This window comes from Pseudomonadota bacterium (assembly GCA_039815145.1).
In the GTDB taxonomy this organism is placed as follows: domain Bacteria; phylum Pseudomonadota; class Gammaproteobacteria; order Steroidobacterales; family JBCBZW01; genus JBCBZW01.
This window is the reverse complement of sequence record JBCBZW010000038.1, coordinates 1-20,620: the sequence shown is the minus strand read 5'-3', so window position 1 is coordinate 20,620 and position 20,620 is coordinate 1. Positions and strand designations below refer to the sequence as shown.

The 20,620-nt window shown below is 63.1% G+C and carries 16 protein-coding genes; 5 read left to right on the top strand and 11 right to left on the bottom strand.

Annotated features, from left to right (window positions below; translation table 11 throughout):
* Positions 1–34 precede the first annotated feature (34 nt).
* A complete protein-coding gene (locus tag AAF184_11730; GenBank protein MEO0423001.1) occupies positions 35–457 on the bottom strand; it encodes a hypothetical protein in 423 nt (140 codons plus the stop codon).
* Positions 458–1,109: 652 nt separating this feature from the next.
* Here AAF184_11730 and AAF184_11725 point away from each other — a divergent pair.
* Entirely contained in the window at positions 1,110–5,516 is a 4,407-nt protein-coding gene (locus AAF184_11725; protein ID MEO0423000.1) for a VCBS repeat-containing protein, read from the top strand.
* A gap of 108 nt (positions 5,517–5,624) precedes the next feature.
* Here AAF184_11725 and AAF184_11720 read toward each other — a convergent pair whose 3' ends face one another.
* The 9 genes from AAF184_11720 to AAF184_11680 all read right to left on the bottom strand — a co-directional run bounded on the left by AAF184_11720 (position 5,625) and on the right by AAF184_11680 (position 14,485).
* The gene (locus AAF184_11720; GenBank protein MEO0422999.1) at positions 5,625–6,068 is read right to left on the bottom strand and encodes a GNAT family N-acetyltransferase; all 444 of its coding nucleotides are present in this window, start codon (positions 6,066–6,068) and stop codon (positions 5,625–5,627) included.
* Positions 6,069–6,643: 575 nt separating this feature from the next.
* The gene (locus tag AAF184_11715) at positions 6,644–6,943 is read right to left on the bottom strand and encodes a hypothetical protein (protein ID MEO0422998.1); all 300 of its coding nucleotides are present in this window, start codon (positions 6,941–6,943) and stop codon (positions 6,644–6,646) included.
* Positions 6,944–7,069: 126 nt separating this feature from the next.
* Positions 7,070–7,624, bottom strand: a complete 555-nt coding sequence (locus tag AAF184_11710) for a hypothetical protein (GenBank protein ID MEO0422997.1) — start codon at positions 7,622–7,624, stop codon at positions 7,070–7,072.
* Positions 7,625–7,692: 68 nt separating this feature from the next.
* Entirely contained in the window at positions 7,693–8,436 is a 744-nt protein-coding gene (locus AAF184_11705; protein ID MEO0422996.1) for an AAA family ATPase, read from the bottom strand.
* A 58-nt stretch (positions 8,437–8,494) separates the two neighbouring features.
* A complete protein-coding gene (locus AAF184_11700) occupies positions 8,495–9,646 on the bottom strand; it encodes a hypothetical protein (protein MEO0422995.1) in 1,152 nt (383 codons plus the stop codon).
* A 562-nt stretch (positions 9,647–10,208) separates the two neighbouring features.
* Positions 10,209–10,463, bottom strand: coding sequence for a hypothetical protein (locus AAF184_11695; protein MEO0422994.1), 255 nt, complete (start codon positions 10,461–10,463; stop codon positions 10,209–10,211).
* Between the two features lie 341 nt (positions 10,464–10,804).
* Positions 10,805–11,206, bottom strand: coding sequence for a barstar family protein (locus AAF184_11690; GenBank protein MEO0422993.1), 402 nt, complete (start codon positions 11,204–11,206; stop codon positions 10,805–10,807).
* Between the two features lie 1,800 nt (positions 11,207–13,006).
* Positions 13,007–13,711 (bottom strand): hypothetical protein, encoded by a 705-nt coding sequence (locus tag AAF184_11685; protein MEO0422992.1) that lies wholly within the window; start codon positions 13,709–13,711, stop codon positions 13,007–13,009.
* A gap of 315 nt (positions 13,712–14,026) precedes the next feature.
* Entirely contained in the window at positions 14,027–14,485 is a 459-nt protein-coding gene (locus AAF184_11680; protein MEO0422991.1) for a hypothetical protein, read from the bottom strand.
* A 961-nt stretch (positions 14,486–15,446) separates the two neighbouring features.
* Here AAF184_11680 and AAF184_11675 point away from each other — a divergent pair.
* The 3 genes from AAF184_11675 (at position 15,447) to pckA (ending at position 19,107) form a co-directional block, all read left to right on the top strand.
* Positions 15,447–16,703, top strand: coding sequence for an MFS transporter (locus tag AAF184_11675; GenBank protein ID MEO0422990.1), 1,257 nt, complete (start codon positions 15,447–15,449; stop codon positions 16,701–16,703).
* Positions 16,704–16,781: 78 nt separating this feature from the next.
* Positions 16,782–17,354: an NnrU family protein gene (locus AAF184_11670; protein MEO0422989.1), complete on the top strand. Its 573-nt coding sequence runs from the start codon at positions 16,782–16,784 to the stop codon at positions 17,352–17,354.
* A 169-nt stretch (positions 17,355–17,523) separates the two neighbouring features.
* Entirely contained in the window at positions 17,524–19,107 is a 1,584-nt protein-coding gene (pckA, locus tag AAF184_11665) for a phosphoenolpyruvate carboxykinase (ATP) (protein MEO0422988.1), read from the top strand.
* A gap of 49 nt (positions 19,108–19,156) precedes the next feature.
* Here the strand turns inward: pckA and AAF184_11660 are convergent, their stop codons facing one another.
* Positions 19,157–19,429, bottom strand: coding sequence for a metal-sensitive transcriptional regulator (locus tag AAF184_11660; GenBank protein MEO0422987.1), 273 nt, complete (start codon positions 19,427–19,429; stop codon positions 19,157–19,159).
* Positions 19,430–19,503: 74 nt separating this feature from the next.
* Here AAF184_11660 and AAF184_11655 point away from each other — a divergent pair.
* On the top strand, positions 19,504–20,620 hold a 1,117-nt coding region (locus tag AAF184_11655), incomplete at its 3' end, for a copper resistance system multicopper oxidase (protein ID MEO0422986.1).

Here is a 20,620-nt window from a genome sequence, read left to right as displayed (position 1 = left end):
CGGCAGCACCGATGCGGGTGGCCCAACACACACGCTAGTGTTGACGTGGGCCCGCCCACTGGTTCCGGACAGAGAATGGCTCGAAACAGTAGTCCAACACGCGGGTGGCGCGATCGACCCAGCGCAGCCCCGAGTGTACGTCACCCTCACCGGGGTCTGCGGCATCGACCAACAGCTCGATGGTGAGCTCGTCGACTGCCGTTCCATCCTCGCGGCGCAGCGAAACATCCCCAGTCACAAACGCTCGCTGAATGGCAAGCTCGAGCAAGCGAGACGCGGCAAGTCGCTCCTCATCGGTCTGCGAGACGCGCACGCCGTCGATAACCTCAAAGCCGCTATGCGTGCCCCCTCGCAGCGCCTGCTGGACGGTCGCCGCATCAACCGGGGGCTCGGCCTCATAGAGTGCTTCGTTGAGCGCGTGCCTCGAACTCGCCAAATACGCGGCTCCCTCGATCACCTTTGCCAGACTTCGTTCCAGGGCGGTCCGATCTAGGATGAGCGTATGGCCACTCGAGAGAGACTGCGTGAAGAAGGGGGTTCGAACGGTAGGTAAGGCGGTCGATCGGGTCTCCTTTACGGTGAGCCGCTCAGGGCACTGTGCTGAAGCTACCGAGCTGAGCAGGAGACCAACGATGCTTGCGATGATTGTCGTTCGCATATCAACCCTCGATCGGTGTCTCTGGCGCTTATCAGTCTAGTTTGCTCGCAGCGTGCTGGCGTCCAGAACGGGTTCCTGATGCCAATTGAGCGGATCGTGCACCGTGCCGTGGCCGAACGTCGCTCGGCCGGATACCCGGCCTTGCCATCGTTGAGGGCATTGAACCAGCAAGTTCCGCAGCAATCAGATCCGCCGTTCGGCACCTTCCTTTCCTGTATGGCGTTAGCTTAACACCTTGATGAGCGGAGCTTGATGTCGACTGACCGGAGCGTGGGCACAGAAACGTAATCTCAAGTGTCGGGCTTCCTGGCGTGGTAGCGCGAGCCAGTGGGGCGGTATCGCAGACAACTCACTGCAGCTCGCCCGGGGCAAAAGGCCCCGGGGCTGACTCCCCCATTCACAGCGGTTGCCGCGGCCACCGCGTGAAGTCATCAGGGCAAGGAGGGCAGGGATGCCAAACGCGCGAGCGACCACTTGGTCAACATCCATCGTCGTCAGCGGGGCGATCCCGTGTCTTATCGCCACTATCGCCGTGGCCCAGGTGCTCCCGCCCGGTGACGAACCCCTGCTGCAACAGGCGACGCTCGGAGCGGGGGTGAGCGACATCGAGGAGTCGCGCCTCGATCTCGAGGTGCGCAACACCTACACCATCGCCAGTGCCGACCTCGACGACGACGGCGATGAGGACCTCATCTACGGCTATTTCTACCTGTTCAACCCACCCCTGCACCAAGGGCAGGCCCCCTACACGCCGGTGCAAGGCAGCGGCGGTATCGCCGTGTTGGCGAACCAAACCTCCAGCCCCCTCACAGCGGACACCGGCAAGCTGAACGACGGCGCGCCGCTGCAAGACCTCCCGGGGTCGCAGGCGCCTACGCCACCGGCGAGTGCGGGTGTGTCCCACTACAGCAACGTGCCCGGTGGCTTTCAGGACGCCACGAGTGTGGACTGGAACGGCTTGCCGCCGCCGTCCGTGCGCACCATCCTCGTCACCTACATCAACGACGATGACGTCCCGGATCTGGTGATCGCCGCTGGCGTGGGCGTGGATCCCATAGATGTTGCGTCTTTCTGGTCGGAGGATCATCAGCACATCGCGCAGAACCGGATCCTGATTCAGCAGACGGAGACCGGAGAGAACGGGCCGGTAGGCACGCTGCACTTCGTGGACGAGACCTACGGCGCTAACGGCGTGCCGGGCGATGAAGACGATCGCCTCGCGCCCGATGCCGCCAACTCCTGCGGCGTGGATGGCGCTGATCTCGACGGGGGCATGTTCGACGATCTGATCTTCGGCATGTACGGGCCGAACTTCACGGGCGCACCCAACAAGTTCCTAAGTAACGACGGGACAGGGCGCTTCACCGTGCAGCCAGACCCCTTCGGCGGTCGGGCCGGGGCCACGGCCGACATCGCCCTCGAGGACGTCGACGGCGATATGGACATCGACATCGTGGTGGCCAACGCCAACCCCCATCGCGCGCCCGTCGTGGATCCCGTCACCTACGCCGACACCCTGCCGGAGGAGGTCATGGCGGTGCGGCGCAATGAGCTGTGGCTGAACAACGGTCACGCGAACTTCACCTTCGTGGCTCTGCCGGACCCGGAACTGGCATTGGCTGCCCCGGCACCGCCGCTGGTCACCGAGCCCTATTCGGATCCCGGGTTTGGTCACGATACGCGGAAGGTCACCGTGTTGGACGTCGACAGGGACGGTGACAAGGACCTGCTATTCGTCAACAACGGTTGGGGCGCCGGCTTTGCCCGCCGTCCGGACGGGCGTTCCGCCTTCTATATGGGGTCGTTGGTGAAGACGCTCCCGGGGCAGCAATCTCAGCTGTTGATCAACATGGGCGGGACGCAGCAGGCAAACGTGCCCGGGGCGGCGATGAACGTGTTTGCTGATGTGTCGGAGTACGCGTTGCCCCACGGCCGTCACATCAACGCGATCCTCGAAGATCCGAGCACCAGCCCCGTTTGCCCGGGCCAGGCCTTGTGCGTGGAAGACGGCGGTTGGCGTCCCCTGCTCGACATGGTGCCCGCTGATCTTGGCCAACCGGCCGATCTCGAGATCGACATCGGCGAGTTGGACGCGCCCGTGGAGACGGTCAGCCTACCGAACACGGATGAGTACCCCGATCTCTACGTCACGGCAGGACCCAAAGCCTTCAACGAGGTGTGGATCAACAGCGGACAGTGGGAGTGGATCGCGCCGCAGACCGAGCAGCCGGACGCACCCTTCGGCGGCTGGAGCACCAAGGGGCGGTTCCTCCATGGCGCGTACGGTCTGAAGCGATCGGAGGACGGGCCGCCGCCCACGCTCGCGTGGGACGTGCTCGCCGAATCGCCGGAAAATCGCCCCTTCCACCTAATCGACTTCGGCCAATACCTGCCGCGCACGCGGTTCGATGCCATCACTCAAGGCATCCACGACTTCTACACGCGCACTGCGGTGGTGGCGGATCTCGATGGCGACGACTTTGCCGATGTCGCCACCGCCGACGGCGATCCCGAACGCGGCGAGATCAACCAGCTCTACTTCTACAAGGGGCTCAACGAGGATCTGGCGTTCCGGTGGGCGGGCACGTCGGATGAAGGCCACATGCTGCCCCATCGCAACACGATCCTTGCCTACGGCGGCATCGCCCGCGACCTGGACGACGACGGTGACATGGACATCGTGGTGCCCGGCGCGCCCACGGCCCTGATCCTCATCAACGACGGTACGGGGGTGTTCACGGAGCAGACCTTCGCCGATCGCCCCGAGGGCGGCCTGCTGCCCTTCACGGGCTATAACCCACTCTTCACGCCAAGCGTGACCGAGGCGGTCGAAGCTGTCGATTTCCGCGGCAACGACGGCCAGCTCGACATGATCATCGGCGGCTACGCCCCCTACGACTCCGAGGGCTACGCCTACGCTAGCCGCGGACTGAAGCCGACCAACTTGAGCCGCGAGTGGCACCTGCCCGACGACAGCGGCGCCTACGGCCATCCTTGGGAAGCGCCCCTGGCGGCGGATGAGATCCCCGTGCGCGTGCACACCACCTTCTACCTCGAGTTCGACCCGGCCCTCGGGCGCTACCGCGACGTCACCCTGGGCCAGGACGCCCAGGGCCAGGAGCTGTTCGACCCCGCCGGTCGCCGCGAGCATGTGATGGATCGCATGCGCGCAGGGGACCTGGACGGCGACGGCGACCAGGACGCCGTGACCGGCTATCGCGACTTCCACCTCAACAACCCCAACGTCGAGGCGCCGCTGCCGAGCGGACCCGTAAACAACGGCAACAACGCACCCAACCCAGCGGACTGGCAGACGGTGATCTCCCTGTGGATCAACGAAGACGGTCGTTTGGTGGATGAAGCTGCCCGCTTCGACGATCCCACCCTCGTGCCCGCCGCCTACGATCGCCTGCCCGAATGGACCGAGCCCGACGAGCCGGACGACTTTTGGAACATCTGTGAGACGGATCAATACGAGAGCATCTCGATCGCCGATTTCGATTCCGATGGCGATCTGGACATCTTCCTGGCCCGCAAGGACACCGGCAGCGCCACGATGAAGCAGGCTTTCCCCTTGCGCAATCGTCTGCTCATCAACATGGGCGGTGCGCAAAAGGACCACCCAGGCGCGATGGGCGGGTGGAAGACCGGCGAGTTCCGACCCGTCGCCGACTTCGGTGGCCCCCTCTCGCAGTGGTCTGGAAGCCTGGGCGCACCTATTGACGACGGTAGTTTCGCCGGCGAGTCGGGCGCGGTGGATTCGGTCGCCGTCGACCTCGATCGCGACGGCGATATGGACCTGTTGCTCAACGGCACCATCAAGACAGGCGTGACCAGCGGGCCAGGCCACCCCGTGGTGTGGCTCGAGAACCCGGGCAACGCCGAGTTCGAAGCGCGCAGTCTGCCGGGGCTCAAGGTGGACAAGTTCATCAACGGCGTGACGTCCGACCTGTCGCAGGGCGATGGACCCGGGGCGAGTTCCCTGGCGGTGGCGGCGGGGGACTTCGATCACGACGGTGACTACGACGTGGTCACCACCGGGCGCCTGTCCTTCACCCCGCGCTACTTCGAGAACGTGGGCAGCGCGGAACAGCCGAACTTCGTCGACCGCACAGCCCTGCGCAACGTGTCCGGCTTCGGGGAGGCGATCGAGGACGGCATCACCTGGACCGAGCAGTGGACCCACGACGGGTTGATCGTGGCGGATTTCACCGGTGACGGTCGCCACGACCTGTACATCCCGAACTTCGTTGGGGTGGCGCAGGATGAGCTGTACATTTCCACGCCGCTTAGCGACCAGGTGGCCGGCGTCCCCGCCCTTGCCGATTCCTACCCGCCCACCGCTGCGCAGGTGAGCGGCGGCGAGATGATTCTCTACGGCGCTAACCTCGCCGAGGTCATCGAACTGCAGCTGCGCCGGCCGGGGGCGGCGGAGGTACAGACGGTGCTGCCGACCAGCACTGAGCCCAAGCGCCTGCGCTTCGATATGCCCCCGCGAGCGGCCATGGGCGTGTTGGAAGTGGTTGCCATCAGCGCTCAGGGGGCGTCGCACCCGTTTACGGTGACCCACCTCAACGCGGCGCCTGCGGTAGAGGTGGACCAGGCGACGCTGACGGATCTGGAGCTGCTGATCACCGATGCGGATGGACGGGGGGATATCGATCCGGAGTCACTGTCGATCGTCTTGCTGGGTGAGCCTAATGTGGATATCAGCGGCTTGGCTCAGGTGGCGCTGGCAAGTGGTGGCTACCAGGTTGTCGTGTCGAGTGACTTTGCGTTGCCTCCGGGTACGCAGATCGTGGTGGAGGTGGGGGATCAGTTGGCGGCTTACACGTCCGCGCGGGTGGTGCTGGAGTGATCGGGTCTGGAGGAGTCATCTCTGCGAGAGGTAGGCGAAATGGCGGCGGGCTGCAGGCATTCAGGGGCGATCATTTGAGTGTCAGTGCCGGCCCGGTGCGCGCCCGTCTCAGAGCGCAAGGCGCATGTCCACCCTGTGCATCCCGTTACCCCAGCCGTGCTCTTGGGTGGACTCCACGGTTGCCCCCAACCTCTCAAAGAACGGACAGGATTTGTGGCTAGCGGCAATCTTCATGGAACGAGCCCCGAGGTCCCGGGCGTCTGAGATGACTTTCGCCATGATTTTCGATCCAATGCCGCGGCCTTGTGCGGCTGGGTCTATCAGGATCCAATTCAGATGAGCATCGCCCGAGCCGTCCCGGGATAGACCGAATGCACCGATCACCTTATCGGCGGTAACGCAAACGCGATATCGGGCCGATTCAGTGTCTAGAAAGGCTAGATACTGTTCTCTTTCATTGGTGGCGAAGAAGCGTGGTGTGTTTGCGTCGAGAATGCGCATGCATACCGCCCGATCTGTTTCTTGGTAAGCGCGAAAACGCACGTCCTCCATCTCGGACTACCTGATTCCAGTGTTAGGGCTGCGACACGCCCGATTGGCTGGACGGCTCGTCGCGGTATGGGCATGGATCTAATGCCATGCTGTGCGATCGCGCTGGCTTTCGAAGGGTGGTCGCACTTAGTTTGAGCCCATCAGTATCGAGCGCGGGCGCCTCTGCATGTCACCGCTCACGGTGGGGCAGTTTGAGTCTGCGCCTACGATCTAGACTGCGCTAGTGGTGATCACCTCTGTACTGGCGAATGATCTGCGATTCGTTGAATCTCAGCTGCTATTTCAAGGCGATCCTAGTTCCCACGCGCCCACAGGATGGCGATTCCTGCGAAGAGGCCAGCCCCTCCGGACGCAAGCGCGACCTGTGCGATCAGGCCTACGTTGGGCGCCAAAAGATCGGCAGTGACGCCGACATACGCGAGCGCTGGGATGAGCAGTGCAAAGCTCAGTCGGGTGGTTCTCCTTCGCAGCCCCAATTGCGTGCCCTCCCTGGTTACACTGGCTGCTGATACCCGAGACGGCTGCCGGCGCGAGCTGGCACGGAGTCAATGCTCGGCATCAGCTGCTACGCCAGGTCAGATCGAATATCGATCGAAGCTGAAGTCTGGCGCAGCCCCATAGTTGGACTCCCGCCAGGCAATCAGCTTTTCCGCGAGAACGACCTCGTGCTCCGTGGGCTCCGGGTTGCCGAAACTCATGGAGCGGGTTCGCAGAGACGAGAAGTGTCTGGATAGCTTGTAGGCGTCGGCACCGTTCTGGAGCTGCGTGAGTAACCCGATGGCGTATGAGTCGTACTCATCGTCCCCTGGCGCTGCCCCATCGACTCTGTCCTCGATGACGCCAATCGGATCCCAGTAACGGAGGGCGCGTCGCACATGCTCTAGCCGCCTTTGAAATCTCGAAGCGCCCATTCCAGCAACACGCGTTCTAGGCGCCAGCGCTGCAATAGCCACTGCGGCGAATTGATCCGTACGCGCTACAGGCCCTAGGCAAAGCAGTCATCATTCGCGAGCACCATACTCGGCAAGCAACTTCGCAACATCCTCTTCTAACCTCGCTTGACTACTCGCGTAGAGGCTCGGACTGCGGATCGTCGTAACGAGCCGAGCCGCGTCATGAAGGCGGAGTTCGGCCAGCTCAGCCCCATAAATCGTCCGTGCCACCGTGCCTAGTCCGTCTACTGTCCGTCCGTCTTGGCCAATGAAGAAGTAGTAGTGACACCAAAGCGCGAAGATCTCTTCATCAGAATACCGTAGACCCAGGAATGCCGACCAGACCGGCGTTTTGATAAGCCGCTCAAGACTACCTTCTGGCTTGTTCTCCGGGCCCGCTGCCCTTTGGTAAGCGACCCAATATCGAATGCCCTTCTTGCCCTCCTGTAACTTGGCGAGGGCATAGACGGGCTCAGGGAGCCCGCGGTGCTCAAGGGGAGAGGATGCGAGGATTTCTTCCGTCGCGACTTGAGCAGGAAGGAGCCAGGCGATAGAGGTAAAGCCTGCGGCACTGACCACACCTAGTGCGATGCAGAGGGCAGACACCCTTACAATACGTTTCACTTGGTCATCAGCGCAGGAGTGCTGCGCTCTGCCAGCAGTTCACGTCTTCGGTTGGTTCGGCCACGTGTCTACTCATCGCTGAACAGCTCGCCGAGCAAGCGCTCGGGGGCGTCAAGGAAAGACTTCGTCACAGCGTAGTGTTCGGTATCGGTATACGCGACCTCCGAGAACCCGCCAGCGTCCAGCTGATATATCGTGCTGCCCGGATAGCCCATCAGAATTGGGGAGTGCGTTGCAATAAGGAACTGCGAGTTCAGCGCTACAAGCTCCCGCATACGGCGCAGGACCGCCAACTGCCGAGTAGGCGACAACGCGGCCTCTGGCTCGTCCAGGATGTAGAGCCCGGTACCGCCGAAGCGCTCGAGCATGAGCGCCAAGAAGGATTCACCGTGCGACTGCTCGTGCAACGAGGCCCCACCATAGGAGTTGATGATGGGCGGGCCGTTGGCAGGTTCCCGATCGAGTTCTTCGATGTTGGTAGCCACGTTGAAGTAGCTCTCCGCTCGAAGAAAGAACCCATCACGACATCGTCTGGGCGATCGGACCGGACGGAGGTACTCGAACAGGCTCGAATGGGATGCACGAGTGCTGAAACTGAAGTTGCGAGTGCCGCCCTCCGGATTGAAACCCAGAAGGACCGCTATTGCCTCTAGTAGCGTGGACTTACCGCTGCCGTTCTCGCCGACGATAACCGTGACGGGACTCGGGAAGCGGAGAGACTCCAACGCACGGATCGCGGGGATATTGAAGGGGTACTCTTCGAAGCTGGGCACTTCGGAGCGCTTGAGTATCACTTCTCTCAGGTAGGGCAACGTCCTATCTCAGTTGTGCGCCTGGTGGCTTGCTGGCATGACTTGCGCACTGCAGGCATTAGGGCGAACCCGCGATCGGGGAATGGACCACAGCGTGCCTTACACGGTCCATTGCCGATGTGAGAGACCCGACCGTTTCCGCCGCCGGTACGCCCGCCTCGTACGATCCGGATACCATGACCACCAAGATTCTCCCTGAGGAGAACGCGACCGTTGCCGACTGTCCCGGGACCTCGCGCGGTGCTCTAGCGGCGAGCCACTCAGCATCTTCCTCGCTCGGGAACTCCGCTATGAACAACAAATTCAGCTGCTTGTCCAGCGAGTCCTCGCCGCTCCCGGTTGATGACCGGCGGACGAGGGCGGTGCCAGTGCTCCTCTGCAAGGTCTCACTCAGGTGCGGATCTTGCGTACCAAACCAAACTTCTGGGATAGCCGTGGCCACTTCGAAGGCGACACGAGGGTATCGCTCCGATGCGAGTTCATCACACCCACGGACCGCAACCGCTAGCAGATCGATACCGGGAGCGTAGTCATCATAGCCAGTCTCGACTAGAGCGGGGCCATCGCTCGTTTTCACGACACGGTAGCCCCAATCCTGCAGGGACACACCCTCGCGATGAGCCTCACGGATCGCTGTGAGGTGCTCCGCCATCGCAGGGAGTGCCAATGCTATTGACTCGTCGTAAAGCTGATCGCGATCGGCGGCCAACTCGGTGAGCGCAAAGCCAAGAACGGCTGCCGCCCAGGTGACGTCTCTCGGATCCATTCGAGCAAGGTCGAGTGCGGCGAGAGCGTTCAGCCCAATGCGGCAAGGCTCGGTCGACCTCTCTCTGAGGGCGAACACGGCGCTGCGCTTTGCAAGCTGAATCAGGGAGTACTGGTCTTCGATGCTAAGGCGTTCCGTGAAGCGCCGACGTCCCTCAGCCGAGAGGGCCCGAAATTCCTCCACTCGGAGCTGAATCTCAGTATCGACACGATCGCGTGAGAGGCGAAAGAGGCTCGCGCCATCAGGAAGATCCCTGTAGGTCAGTCCCGCGAGCGGGGAAGGGCCGGGATTGGTGGCCAGACGCTTCTCTTCTTCAGCCTGAGCATCCGCTAGTGCTTTCCCCAGTACGACAGTGGAGGAGCGAGTGCCGGCGGAGCGTAACCAGGCGCCCACCGATACGAGTAGAAAAAGCGCAAGAAGTAGGAGAATCACTATTGGTTTCATGGCGCGTCGTAGCGGCTCGCTTCAGTTCGGCAATCGCCTTCTCAGCTGCGAAACAGCATCGAGAACTGCATCTCGGTTCTTTGCGGACTTTACCCATCTCGGGAATCTACTGGCTAGAGAACGGTTCATCCAGCCATCGGCATTCGCCCCTCGAGCACGCTCCCGTAGCCGAGCTGTAACGAGATCTTCAATGAACTGAAGGTGGGCCCCGTTGTAGGCCCACAGCGTGGAGCCGCAGCATGCGGTCTGCAGCCAGAGCGGCAATTCGAAGTGATCGTCGACTGCGTGATACCAGCCCCGAGCGATCGAGCGGGCGTTCCAGCGAGCTGTGTACGCACACTGGGTGCAGGTCAGTCGTCGCGGCGAAAACCAATCGGTGGATGCATCGGTGTCGAGCTGGCGCGAAACCGCACATCCATCGCACCGTGGAAATACCAGCAGGGCCTCTTCCGCAAAGGAGTGGGCCCTCTCACCGGTGTCTCTAAATCGCTCGCTCATATCGCCGAAAGACTTCGCTCAGCTGCGCCGAAGGCGACTGTTGTTAGGCCGCAACGCGACGGAGTCAGCTCTCGCTCATGTCTCCTCGAGGAGTCACCCGATCGACGCCCAGCTCCGTAAACCAAGAAAGCTGCTCCAGGAAGCTCAGGAACCTACCCCATGCTTGCTCCGCGGGCACCGTCCGTGCCCACTGCTCGGACTCACACGGCGTGTCGATGTAGCGGAACTCAAGTTCCATGGCGTTCACCGCGCGGATTCGCAGATAGGGACCGCTGTATGGATAGTAAGCGAGGGCCTGCGTAAGGCAAAGGTCGTGCATGGAGGTCCATCCGTGGAGCCCCGACACGAGCTCCGAACCGCTGATCCGCTCAACCAGCGCGCGCAACGCTTGGTAAGCGCCATCCCTCGGTGCGGACTCATAGTGCGCCATGATTTGCGCCCACGGCTTTGACAGTAGGCGGTCAGTCATCGTCGCCGACGATGCTGGCGGGTTCGAGCAATTTCCAACTTTCGCTGCTGGGACTTCGACAGAGAAGGGAGTTGCTCGAGCACTCGAACTGTCGTGCGGTAGTCCACTGCTCGCCACAGCGCAATGCTCAAGCTCAACAACAGCCCCGGGTTCGGCTGCATCGAAGACTGCTGTCCTGGTTCTGTTGCGACCTAAAGCAAAACCAACTCAACACGGCTTCCACCCTCCCCACCACCGAGCTCATGCATCTTGAGGATCTCGACCAGCCAGTCGAAAACCGTCGGGCCTTCGCCGCGCTCCGCAGCCGCTATTGCCGTTCGAGCCTTGGCGGTAGCGCTCGGGTGACAGCACTCGAGCCGCTTCCTGAGCTGCCGGATTGTCTCTGTATAACCCAGGGTTTGACGGGAGTGCTCCGAGTTTCGCCACTCTAGAATAAACCCTTCTTCGGGAGTACCGAAGCCGCCTCGGAGCACGTCGCTGAAGGCATCGAGGTTGCGACCCCAGTGCTGACCTCCCAGTACCTCAGACTGGAAGTGCGACCAAAACTCTTCAAGAGTTTGGAAGTGCGTACCGTCGATGACGTATCGCTTCACAGCAGCACAATACCTCTAGCGCGCTATCCTCGTCTTCACAGGAGAGTGAAGGCGTCCTCTGCCTCGACTCGATCAAACGCACGCTCCGCGCCCGTATAGACGTAAATCACAACAGCGTGACAATTCGACGTAGGGTGGCGAATGATGGCTTGGTAGCGAGACTGAAACTCGTCGAAACTGAAATCGATCGAGTGCTGCTTTAGGTAGTCCTCAATAGCGGCTGCAGGCGACCCTACCGCAACCGCGCTTTCCATCTCTTCGACGAAGCTCGTTGGGGTAACGGACACACGCGGGCAAACTAGCCTATTGACTATTCCCGCGAGCACGCCAAGTCCAGCAAACAGCACAATCGTAGTCAGCGCAACACGCATCCGTGCCGCCTAATGCTCAGCCGTCGGTTGCTGCGGCGGGTTAAGTGTCGCTCGCAAGAGCGTATGCCTCTGCGTTTGGTGCCAGAGCGGACTGGCGCATCAGTTCCCTAACCAGAGCGCCGGACTGTGGGCATTCGGCGGTGTCTCCGCAGCTACCGTCCAGCACCCATCTCAGAACCCCGGCTGGCGAGGATCTCTCGAGAATATAGATTTCGCCATCTACTTGTGGGCCTTGAGCTGAGATCTCAGCCCCCCACGTCGTAGCCGCTTGCGAAAGCGCTCTGAGCTTATCGCCCACTCGGCTATCAAGTACTCCACTGAATTCGTTCCGCACCGTAGCGGGTTCACCCGACATGAGATCCGCAGCGATAGTCGTCGATGACACAAGGCAACGCTGGGAGCAATCCACTCGCACCAGTAGCAAATCGCGAAACGGTGGCATCCAGAGCAGGCGCAGGGTCTCGCCACTAGCACGGGGGCTTAGCGCTGGCTTCTGCTGGGCCGCGGCGTAAAGGGAGTCTCGGTAGTCCTGTCCGCCCACGAAATCGAACGGATCGTAGCTAGCGGGGACCTCTCTGTGATTGGTCGTTTGAGTGCCCCCATCGCGGTACAAGAGGACGACCATTACGCTAACTGCGCCAGTCACGACGGCGGACACTCCCAAAACCATCAATCTTCCGAACATGTCTATCAAAGACGGCCTACTTGCGACAGTTGATACCGATGCATAGCCACAGCTGCTGCTCATGGTTGGGCGGTGTTCGCAGCGGACCACATCCTAGCCATTCACCACTATACCCCTTGTGTGGGTATGGGATTAACGGGTGCCCTCTGAGCTACGACAACGCACTCTCGCGAAGGCTGAATTCAGGTTCAGAACGTGTGTCTCGATACCTAGCGAGTTCAGCCACGCAATCACCGCGCGTACCGCATCCGGACTTGCGTCGGTACAAGCCTCGATGAGTACCGGGAACTCTGACCAAGTGCGGCCGGATCAGCAGCGAGTTCTCACCTGGTTCATCCAAGCCAAGCTTCGTGCGGACGAGAACCGATTTCGCCAGATCGAACTGGGACTCCTAGATACATCTACATTTATCCCGCTCGGAAACAACGGAGTCTATCGTCTCCCGTTCTTCGCTGAGTTCTGGGCCTTGAGGTCCACCGAATTCGCCGAGGACTTCCGTGAGGTTGTGGAGAGAGTCCTGTCTCTCGCGGGCAGCCAGATCCCACTCCCGACCCGTTCTTGTGAGGGAGACTGACTGAGCGCTAAGGAGCGGCTACTGGCGCCGCCGGGGGCAGCTACCCGGCTGAGGAGATTCCCGCCCTGCCTGGTGTGTAGCCGGTGCAACCCCCAAAACCCAACACAGCCGCTAACTGCAATAAGCTCGCCCGTCCCCCTCCATCGCCCCGCCGCGGCTGGCCTAAGCGTTCATCCTCCTGACCCTTGCGGCCCCTGGGGTCCCAGCATCGATTCGAGCAACGCGATCCACTCCGGCGACTCGCTCAACAGCACGATGGCGGGCGTAGTCAGCACCAGCAGCAAGGTGCCCACCCCGGTCGCCCGGTGAATCCGCTTTCTGACGAGGCCATCGTAGGCCAGAGGCGTGAAGATGAAGACCAGAGAGATGGGCAGGGCCAGGAAGATGTTGGCATCGAGGGTCTCCGGGATGCGGCCCGCCGCCGGGCCGATCAGCGCCAGCGACGCGAACATCATGAGCCGTCGATGGGTGGCCGTGTGCCGATGGCTCAGGATGGCGGTGAGGTAAAAGCCTAAGAACATGAGCACGTTGATCGAGTTGGCGGTGACGATGAGGGGCTCTCCCACCCGTCCCCAGTTCAGCTTCGAGATCACCGCTGCAAATGAGACGAAGGCGATCACCAGCAGCGGGCTCAGCCGTCCCAGGGTCCGGTGGAGGCTGCCCTTGCCGCGCGCGATCAACGATGCCTGCACCGCACACAGCACGAACCAGCTGCCCATGGTCACTGCATGGAAGTGGTGCATGAGAGTGATGGGCGGCAGGTCCTTCGTGTCGAAGAGGGCCTTGGCGCCGAAGGCGACGATGACGAACGCGAGGATCGTCCATGCGAACAGGCGGAAGAACCGCGTGTCCGTACCTGCAGATATTGCTTCCAATGCCGTGTCCCTATCCCCCGATGCGGTCTGCTTCCATACGCAGGGCCCCGCCGATGCCGGGTTCCCCATCAGAGACGTGATGTCGCCAACCCACAGCTGGCCTGGCCCAATCAACCCTCAACCAAAGCGCCGTGCAATCCAATCCAGCGAAGAAGCTACGCAGTGTGGTGCTGGAGTGATTGCGGTTAGTGGCCAGTCGCGTCGTTCGGGGTGAGCCTCGATGTCCACTAGAGTACCGACTCCTGAGCCGATCTTGGCGACGCTGGCGCCTCTCGGAAGTTCACCAGGAGGTCGTACTCTTGCTCCAGGGCGTGCTCATGCCTGTGCCGAATTGCCGCTGGCGGCGAAAAACTCATGGCGCTTGCGGATGAGTGCCCCCACCAAGGTCGCACTGATCCCCGTCGAGAGGAGCATGGCGACACCTATGAGCGTCAGCCCCGCCCCCAACTTCAGCAGCGCCAAGCTGGTCGCACCCCATACCACCACGTGGAGGGATCCCAGCAACAACGACGCCCAGAAGTACCAGCGGGCGCGCAGGCGAGAGCCCCAAATCAGCGCAAGATTGAGCGCCAACCCAAGGGCGCCGGGCACGGCTGTGATGAGCATGGGCACCAATGCCTGGCTGATGCCACCAGCGACGACCCTTGGATCCCCCGTCCCTGTGGCCTGGATGTCCGCCAAGAGCTCGAGGAATTGGATCACGAAGGTCCCGATGCCGAGAAGCAACAAGCTTTGCAGGGTGAGGGCGATCAGCGCCATGAAGATCACCAGCAAAGCGGTCTTCCGCCTGCGAACTCACCACGCCCGAGGCGCGACGGCCAAAGTCTCTCGCCGCGCATGCGTTCGGTCGAGATTCTCACTGTGATCCCCATGCACCGAGTCGCTCAAGACCAGCCCCTGATGCCACGCTGTTGAGATGCAGCATGCTCACCGCTGGCCATCGACGAATCCTTCAGTCCAATGGTCCACGTTGAGCTGGTACCGATCAATGGTGAACTGTCCGTTATCTGTATCGGAGAACCCGGGCAACAGCAGTGCCAGTTCTCTAGCAGATATCGCCTCGTCTTGGGACGAGTAGGCGCCTATCAACTTGGGGTCTTCCTCCGTTTTGGAGGTGTGCCAGAGGATGAACACAGCCTGGTCGATGACGTTTTCTCCTGACGTCCATAATGCGCTAGCTGCCGCGCCTGTCTAGGCAGGCTTACGCCGCAAGCTCCCTCAAGCTAGGCTCAATTGCTTTGCTTAGCGATCGGGGTGGGCGGCGCAGGCGTATCGCGCGTCCAAACAGCTAGGATTGCGAGGTAAAGCGGTCACTGCAACACCCGCGCTAGTTCTTCTGCCGGCGTACAAAATCCTAAAGTCTCTCTTGGTCTCGTGTTCAGCTTGTGAGCCACCGCGTCTGGGAAGGTGATCTGATCGCGGGTGACCAGCTCTTATCACCGCTCGTTCGGCAGAGCACGGGCGAGCAAACGTCGCAGCCGCGACATATCCCCGAAAGCAGCCCAAACGCTGTGGTTGGTGATCCGCGAGAGCAAGGACGGGGCAGGGCAGCCGCATGGCCTCTCCCGAAACCCATCCAAAACTAGAGCAACCGAGCCCCAGTCGCGCCCACCCGAGACGCTCCCACGCCGATTTCCTAGTAAGCTCCCTGGGCCCCAACCCCCTCGCGCCAGCCGCCTGGCCCGAGACCCCAAGCGCAACCCCGCACCGCCCAACGCGACCGGAGCCCCGCCGAGTGACCACCCTCAACGCCACCGACCCAGCCGCAGAGGAGCCCCAACCCGCCCCCCAACAACAAGGCGCCATCGTCTTCCTCCTCGCCACCGCCTTCATCAACTCCATGGGCATGGGCCTGACCACCCCCGTCATGCCGGCTCTCCTCGAGGAACTCTCCGGTGGCGACATCTCCGACGCAGCTTTCTGGGGCGGCATAGCCCTCCTCAGCTACGCCCTTATGCAGTTCATCTTCTCCCCCATCGTCGGCGCCCTCTCAGACCGCTACGGCCGCCGCCCGATCCTGCTCCTCTCCCTCATCGCCTTCGCGGCGGACATGCTGCTCCTGGCCGTCGTCAACGCTCTCTGGATGTTCATCATCGTCCGCGCTATCGCCGGCATCTTCGCGTCCACCTTCTCCACCACGGCGGCCTACGTGGCGGACGTGACCCCGCCGGAAAGGCGCGCCCAGCGCTTCGCCATGATCGGCGCGGCTTTCGGCGCAGGCTTCATCTTCGGTCCCGCCATCGGCGGGGCGCTGGGGGACATCGACACGCGCCTCCCGTTCTTCGCCGGTGCGGCGGTGGCGGGGGCGAATGCGGTCTTTGGCGCCTTCGTGGTCCGCGAGTCCCTGCCGGCGGATCGGCGCCGCGCCTTCAGCTGGGCCCGCGCGAACACAGTGGGCACGATCTGGAGCCTCACCCGCCTGCCGGGGGTGGGGCGCTTGCTGCCGGTGTTCTTCCTGGCCACCTTGTCCACGTGGGTGTACCCGACGGTGTGGTCCTACGTGGCGACGGCGAAGTTCGCCTGGACGGAGGGGGAGATCGGCTGGTCCATCGCCTACTACGGGGTGATCGCCTTCGTGGCGCAGGCCCTGGTGCTGCAGCTGGTGTTACCGCGGATCAGCTTGCACGTAGCGGTGTGGGCGTCCCTGCTGGTGGAGGCGCTGGCGCTCACGGGCATTGGCCTCGCGTCGGTGGGGTGGGTGGTGTACGCCATGATCACTACCTCCCTGTTCTCGGCGATGCAGGACCCGGCGATCCGCCAGGAGCTCTCGGCGCGCGTGCCGGCGGACGCCCAGGGCGAGCTGCAGGGTGGGCTGTCGGCGCTCACGAGCATCGCGATGATCCTGGCGCCACTCCTATATAACGGGCTCTTCACCCTGTCCTCGGGGGTGGATCCGGTGCTGTCCCTGCCGGGTTCGCCGTTCCTGGTGGCGGCGGTGTGCTCCCTGATAGCGATTGCGTTCTACGTGCGGGCGATGGGGCGGCCTGAATAACGGTTGACCACGGTGGTTGGGGCGCTTCGCGGCGGCTAGACTCGGGATCCAACGGCCCTCAGGAAACGGACTCCGCTCATGACGATCTTGGTAATTGGACTGGTGCTCTTTCTCGGCGTGCACTCGGTGTCGATCTTCGCCTTGCCTTGGCGCGACGCGATGGTGGCGCGCAACGCGGTGCTCTTCAAAGCGGGCTACGGCGTGCTCTCCCTGGTGGGCCTCCTGATGATCATCGCGGGCTACGGCGAGGCCCGCATGGCGTACCCACCCCTGTGGCCCACGCCGGGCTTCCTCCGCCACCTGGTGGCGCTGCTGATGCTGCCGGTGTTCATCTTCTTCCTGGCGCCGTACTTCCCGGGCCGCATCAAGACGGCGCTGAAGCACCCGCAGCTGGTGGCGGTGAAGGCCTGGGCCTTCTCGCACCTCCTGGTGAACAGCGCCCTGCCGGACCTGCTGCTCTTCGGCTCCTTCCTGGCCTGGGCGGTGGTAGATCGAATCTCGCTGAAGCGTCGGCCGGTGCGCGAGCCGGTGTTGGCGGCGCCGGCGAGTGGCATGAACGACATCATCCTGGTAGTGGTGGGCCTCGCGGCCTACGCGGGCTTCGCCTTCTGGGCGCACCTCGCGTTCATCGGCGTTTACCCCTTCGGTTAGGCGCCCCGCGCCCGCGGCGCTGCGCAAGTCGGCACCCTTGCGCAGCCTTCCGTCGCCAAACGAAAACTGATGGTCCTTGAATTCCTGGGAGTTTCTCTCGCCATCACTTTTCGCTGTGTAGTTTCAGGTGTAACCTTATCCACCTCACCGATCCGAAGGGCATAAGAACATGAGCGCCAATCCCCTCGAGGCCTACGAGATTCACGTCGATCACGTGCTGCACAACGCGGCGCCGGCGGTGCTTTACGAGCAGGCCCTGCGCAACGAGCCGGGCAGCGCCATCACCTCGGCGGGGGCCCTGGTCGCCCTGTCCGGCGAGAAGACCGGCCGCAGCCCGAAGGACAAGCGCGTGGTGCTGGAGCCAGGCTCGAAGGACGAGGTCTGGTGGGGCTCGGTGAACATCGAGCTCGACGAGCACTCCTTCATGGTGAACCGCGAGCGCGCCCTGGATTACCTCAACACGCGCCAGCGCCTCTACGTGGTCGACGGCTTCGCCGGCTGGGACCCGCGTTACCGGATCAAGGTGCGCGTGATCTGCTCCCGCGCCTACCACGCCCTGTTCATGCACAACATGCTCATCCGCCCCACGCCGGAGGAGCTGGCGGACTACGGCGAGCCGGACTACACCATCTTCAACGCGGGCGAGTTCTCGGCCAACCGCTACACCACGGGCATGACGTCCAAGACCTCCGTGGCCCTGCATTTCGCCCGTCGCGAGTTCGTCATCCTCGGCACGGAGTACGCCGGCGAGATGAAGAAGGGCGTGTTCACGATCATGCACTACCTCATGCCGAAGCGCGGCGTGCTCAGCATGCACTGCTCGGCGAACGAGGGCGCGGACGGCGACGTCTCGATCTTCTTCGGCCTCTCGGGCACGGGTAAGACGACCCTCTCCGCCGACCCCCAGCGCGAGCTTATTGGCGACGACGAGCACTGCTGGAGCGAGCAGGGCGTCTTCAACATCGAGGGCGGCTGCTACGCCAAGGCCATCGACCTCTCCGCCGAAGACGAGCCGGAGATCTACAACGCCATCCGCTTCGGTGCCGTGCTGGAGAACACCCGCTACGACGAACTCTCCCGTCAGGTGGACTACGGCGACGTCTCCATCACCCAGAACACCCGCTGCTCCTACCCCATCGAGCACATCCCGAACGCCAAGCTGCCCTGCATCGGCGGCCACCCGAAGAACATCGTCATGCTCACGGCGGACGCCTTCGGCGTGCTGCCCCCGGTGGCCAAGCTCACGCCCGAGCAGGCCATGTACCACTTCATCAGCGGCTACACGGCCAAGGTGGCGGGCACGGAGATGGGTGTGACGGAGCCGGATGCCACCTTCTCGGCGTGCTTCGGCGCCCCGTTCCTGGTCTGGCACCCCACCCGCTACGCGGAGATGCTGGCGGAGAAGATCCAGCAGTTCGGCGCCGAGACCTGGCTGGTGAACACGGGCTGGACGGCGGGTGCCTACGGCGTGGGCCACCGCATGTCGATCAAGCACACCCGCGCGATCATCGACGGCATCCACTCGGGCGAGCTCTCGAGTGCGCCCACCCAGACCGATCCGGTGTTCGGCTTCGACGTGCCCACCCAGTGCGAGGGGGTGCCCGCCGAGGTGCTGATCCCGCGCAACACCTGGGCCGACGGCAACGCCTACGACGCCCAGGCCCGTCGCTTAGCGCGCCTGTTCGTCGAGAACTTCGCCCAGTTCGAGTCTGAGGCGAGCGAGGCGGTGCTCGCGGCGGGTCCCCGCATCTGATCCGCGAGGCGCCGGCTAGGAGCAATCCCCGGTCGGCGCCAGCGCTGCCCTAGCGGCGGTACTTCCCCAGCAGATCCACCAGCTCGGCGAACTTTCGCTGTTGCTCGTCCTCGTCGCCTGAGGCGATCGCCGCCGCCACGCAGGTGGAGGTGTGATCCTTGAGCACGGCGTCCTCCACCTTGCCCAGGGCGGCCTTGATCGCCTGCAGCTGCTGCAACACGTCGATGCAGTAGCGCTCCTCTTCCAGCATTCGCGTGATGCCCCGCACCTGTCCTTCGATGCGTTTCAGGCGCTTGATCGTGGCGGGTGTGCTCTCGTGCATGGGTCCTTGAGTTCCGTGTTGTACTTCGATTAGTTTATACCCCTTACGGGTATAGGGTATCAAGGAATTCGCGGGTGAACAGACGGCAATGGCTGCAGAGCGTGGCGGGGCTGACGAGCCTGGCGGCGCTGCCGGCGTGGGCCCGCAGCGGCCACGGCGCTGATCTTCGCGGTCTGCGCGCCCTGGACGGGCAGGAGTTCGACCTGCGCGTCACCTCGGCGCATCCGCGAATCGACGGCCGCCGCGGCCATGCCGTATTGGTGAACGGCCAGCTGCCCGCGCCGCTCCTGCGCTGGCGTGAAGGCGATGAGGTCACCCTGCGCGTGACCAACGCCCTCGACGAGCCCACCTCCATCCACTGGCATGGCCTTCTCTTGCCCTTCCAGATGGACGGCGTACCCGGCGTGTCTTTCCCCGGCATCGATCCCGGCGAGACGTTTACCTATCGCTTTCCGATACGCCAGGCGGGCACCTACTGGTACCACAGCCACTCGGGCCTGCAGGAGCAGCAGGGCCACTACGGCCCCATCGTCATCGAGCCGCGCGGCGGCGACGCCGTCGACTACGACCGCGAGCTGGTCATCGTCCTGTCCGACTGGAGCTTCGAACACCCCCACCGCATCTTCGCCAAGCTGAAGAAGATGAGTGACAACTACAACTTTCAGCAGCGCACGGTGGGCGACTTCATCGCCGACGCCTCGAGCCAAGGCTTCGACCGCGCCTTCGCCTCGCGCACCATGTGGGGCGCGATGCGCATGAACCCCACGGACATCGCCGACGTCACCGCCGCCACCTACACCTACCTGATCAACGGCCACTCGGCGGACGAGAACTGGACGGGCCTCTTCGCCCCCGGCGAACGCGTGCGCCTGCGCCTGATCAACGCCTCGGCGATGACCATCTTCAACGTGCGCATTCCCGGCCTGCCGCTCACGGTGGTGCAAGCCGACGGCCAGGACGTGCAACCCGTGGAGGTGGACGAACTGCAAATCGGCACGGCTGAGACCTTCGACGTGGTCGTCCAGCCGACGGAAGACATGGCCTACACGCTGATGGCCGAGACCAACGACCGCAGCGGCTTCGCCCGCGCCACGCTGGCGCCCCGAGAGGGGATGACGGCGCCCGTCCCGCAGCGGCGCCCGCGGCCCACGCTGACCATGAAAGACATGGCCATGGACCACGGTGAGATGG

Coding starts and splice junctions, on each gene's coding strand:
- AAF184_11670 (MEO0422989.1), top strand. CDS start 16,782: ATGACGATCTTGGTAATTGGACTGGTGCTCTTTCTCGGCGTGCACTCG.
- AAF184_11700 (MEO0422995.1), bottom strand. CDS start 9,646: ATGAAACCAATAGTGATTCTCCTACTTCTTGCGCTTTTTCTACTCGTA.
- AAF184_11720 (MEO0422999.1), bottom strand. CDS start 6,068: ATGGAGGACGTGCGTTTTCGCGCTTACCAAGAAACAGATCGGGCGGTA.
- AAF184_11725 (MEO0423000.1), top strand. CDS start 1,110: ATGCCAAACGCGCGAGCGACCACTTGGTCAACATCCATCGTCGTCAGC.
- AAF184_11660 (MEO0422987.1), bottom strand. CDS start 19,429: ATGCACGAGAGCACACCCGCCACGATCAAGCGCCTGAAACGCATCGAA.
- AAF184_11695 (MEO0422994.1), bottom strand. CDS start 10,463: ATGCACGACCTTTGCCTTACGCAGGCCCTCGCTTACTATCCATACAGC.
- pckA (MEO0422988.1), top strand. CDS start 17,524: ATGAGCGCCAATCCCCTCGAGGCCTACGAGATTCACGTCGATCACGTG.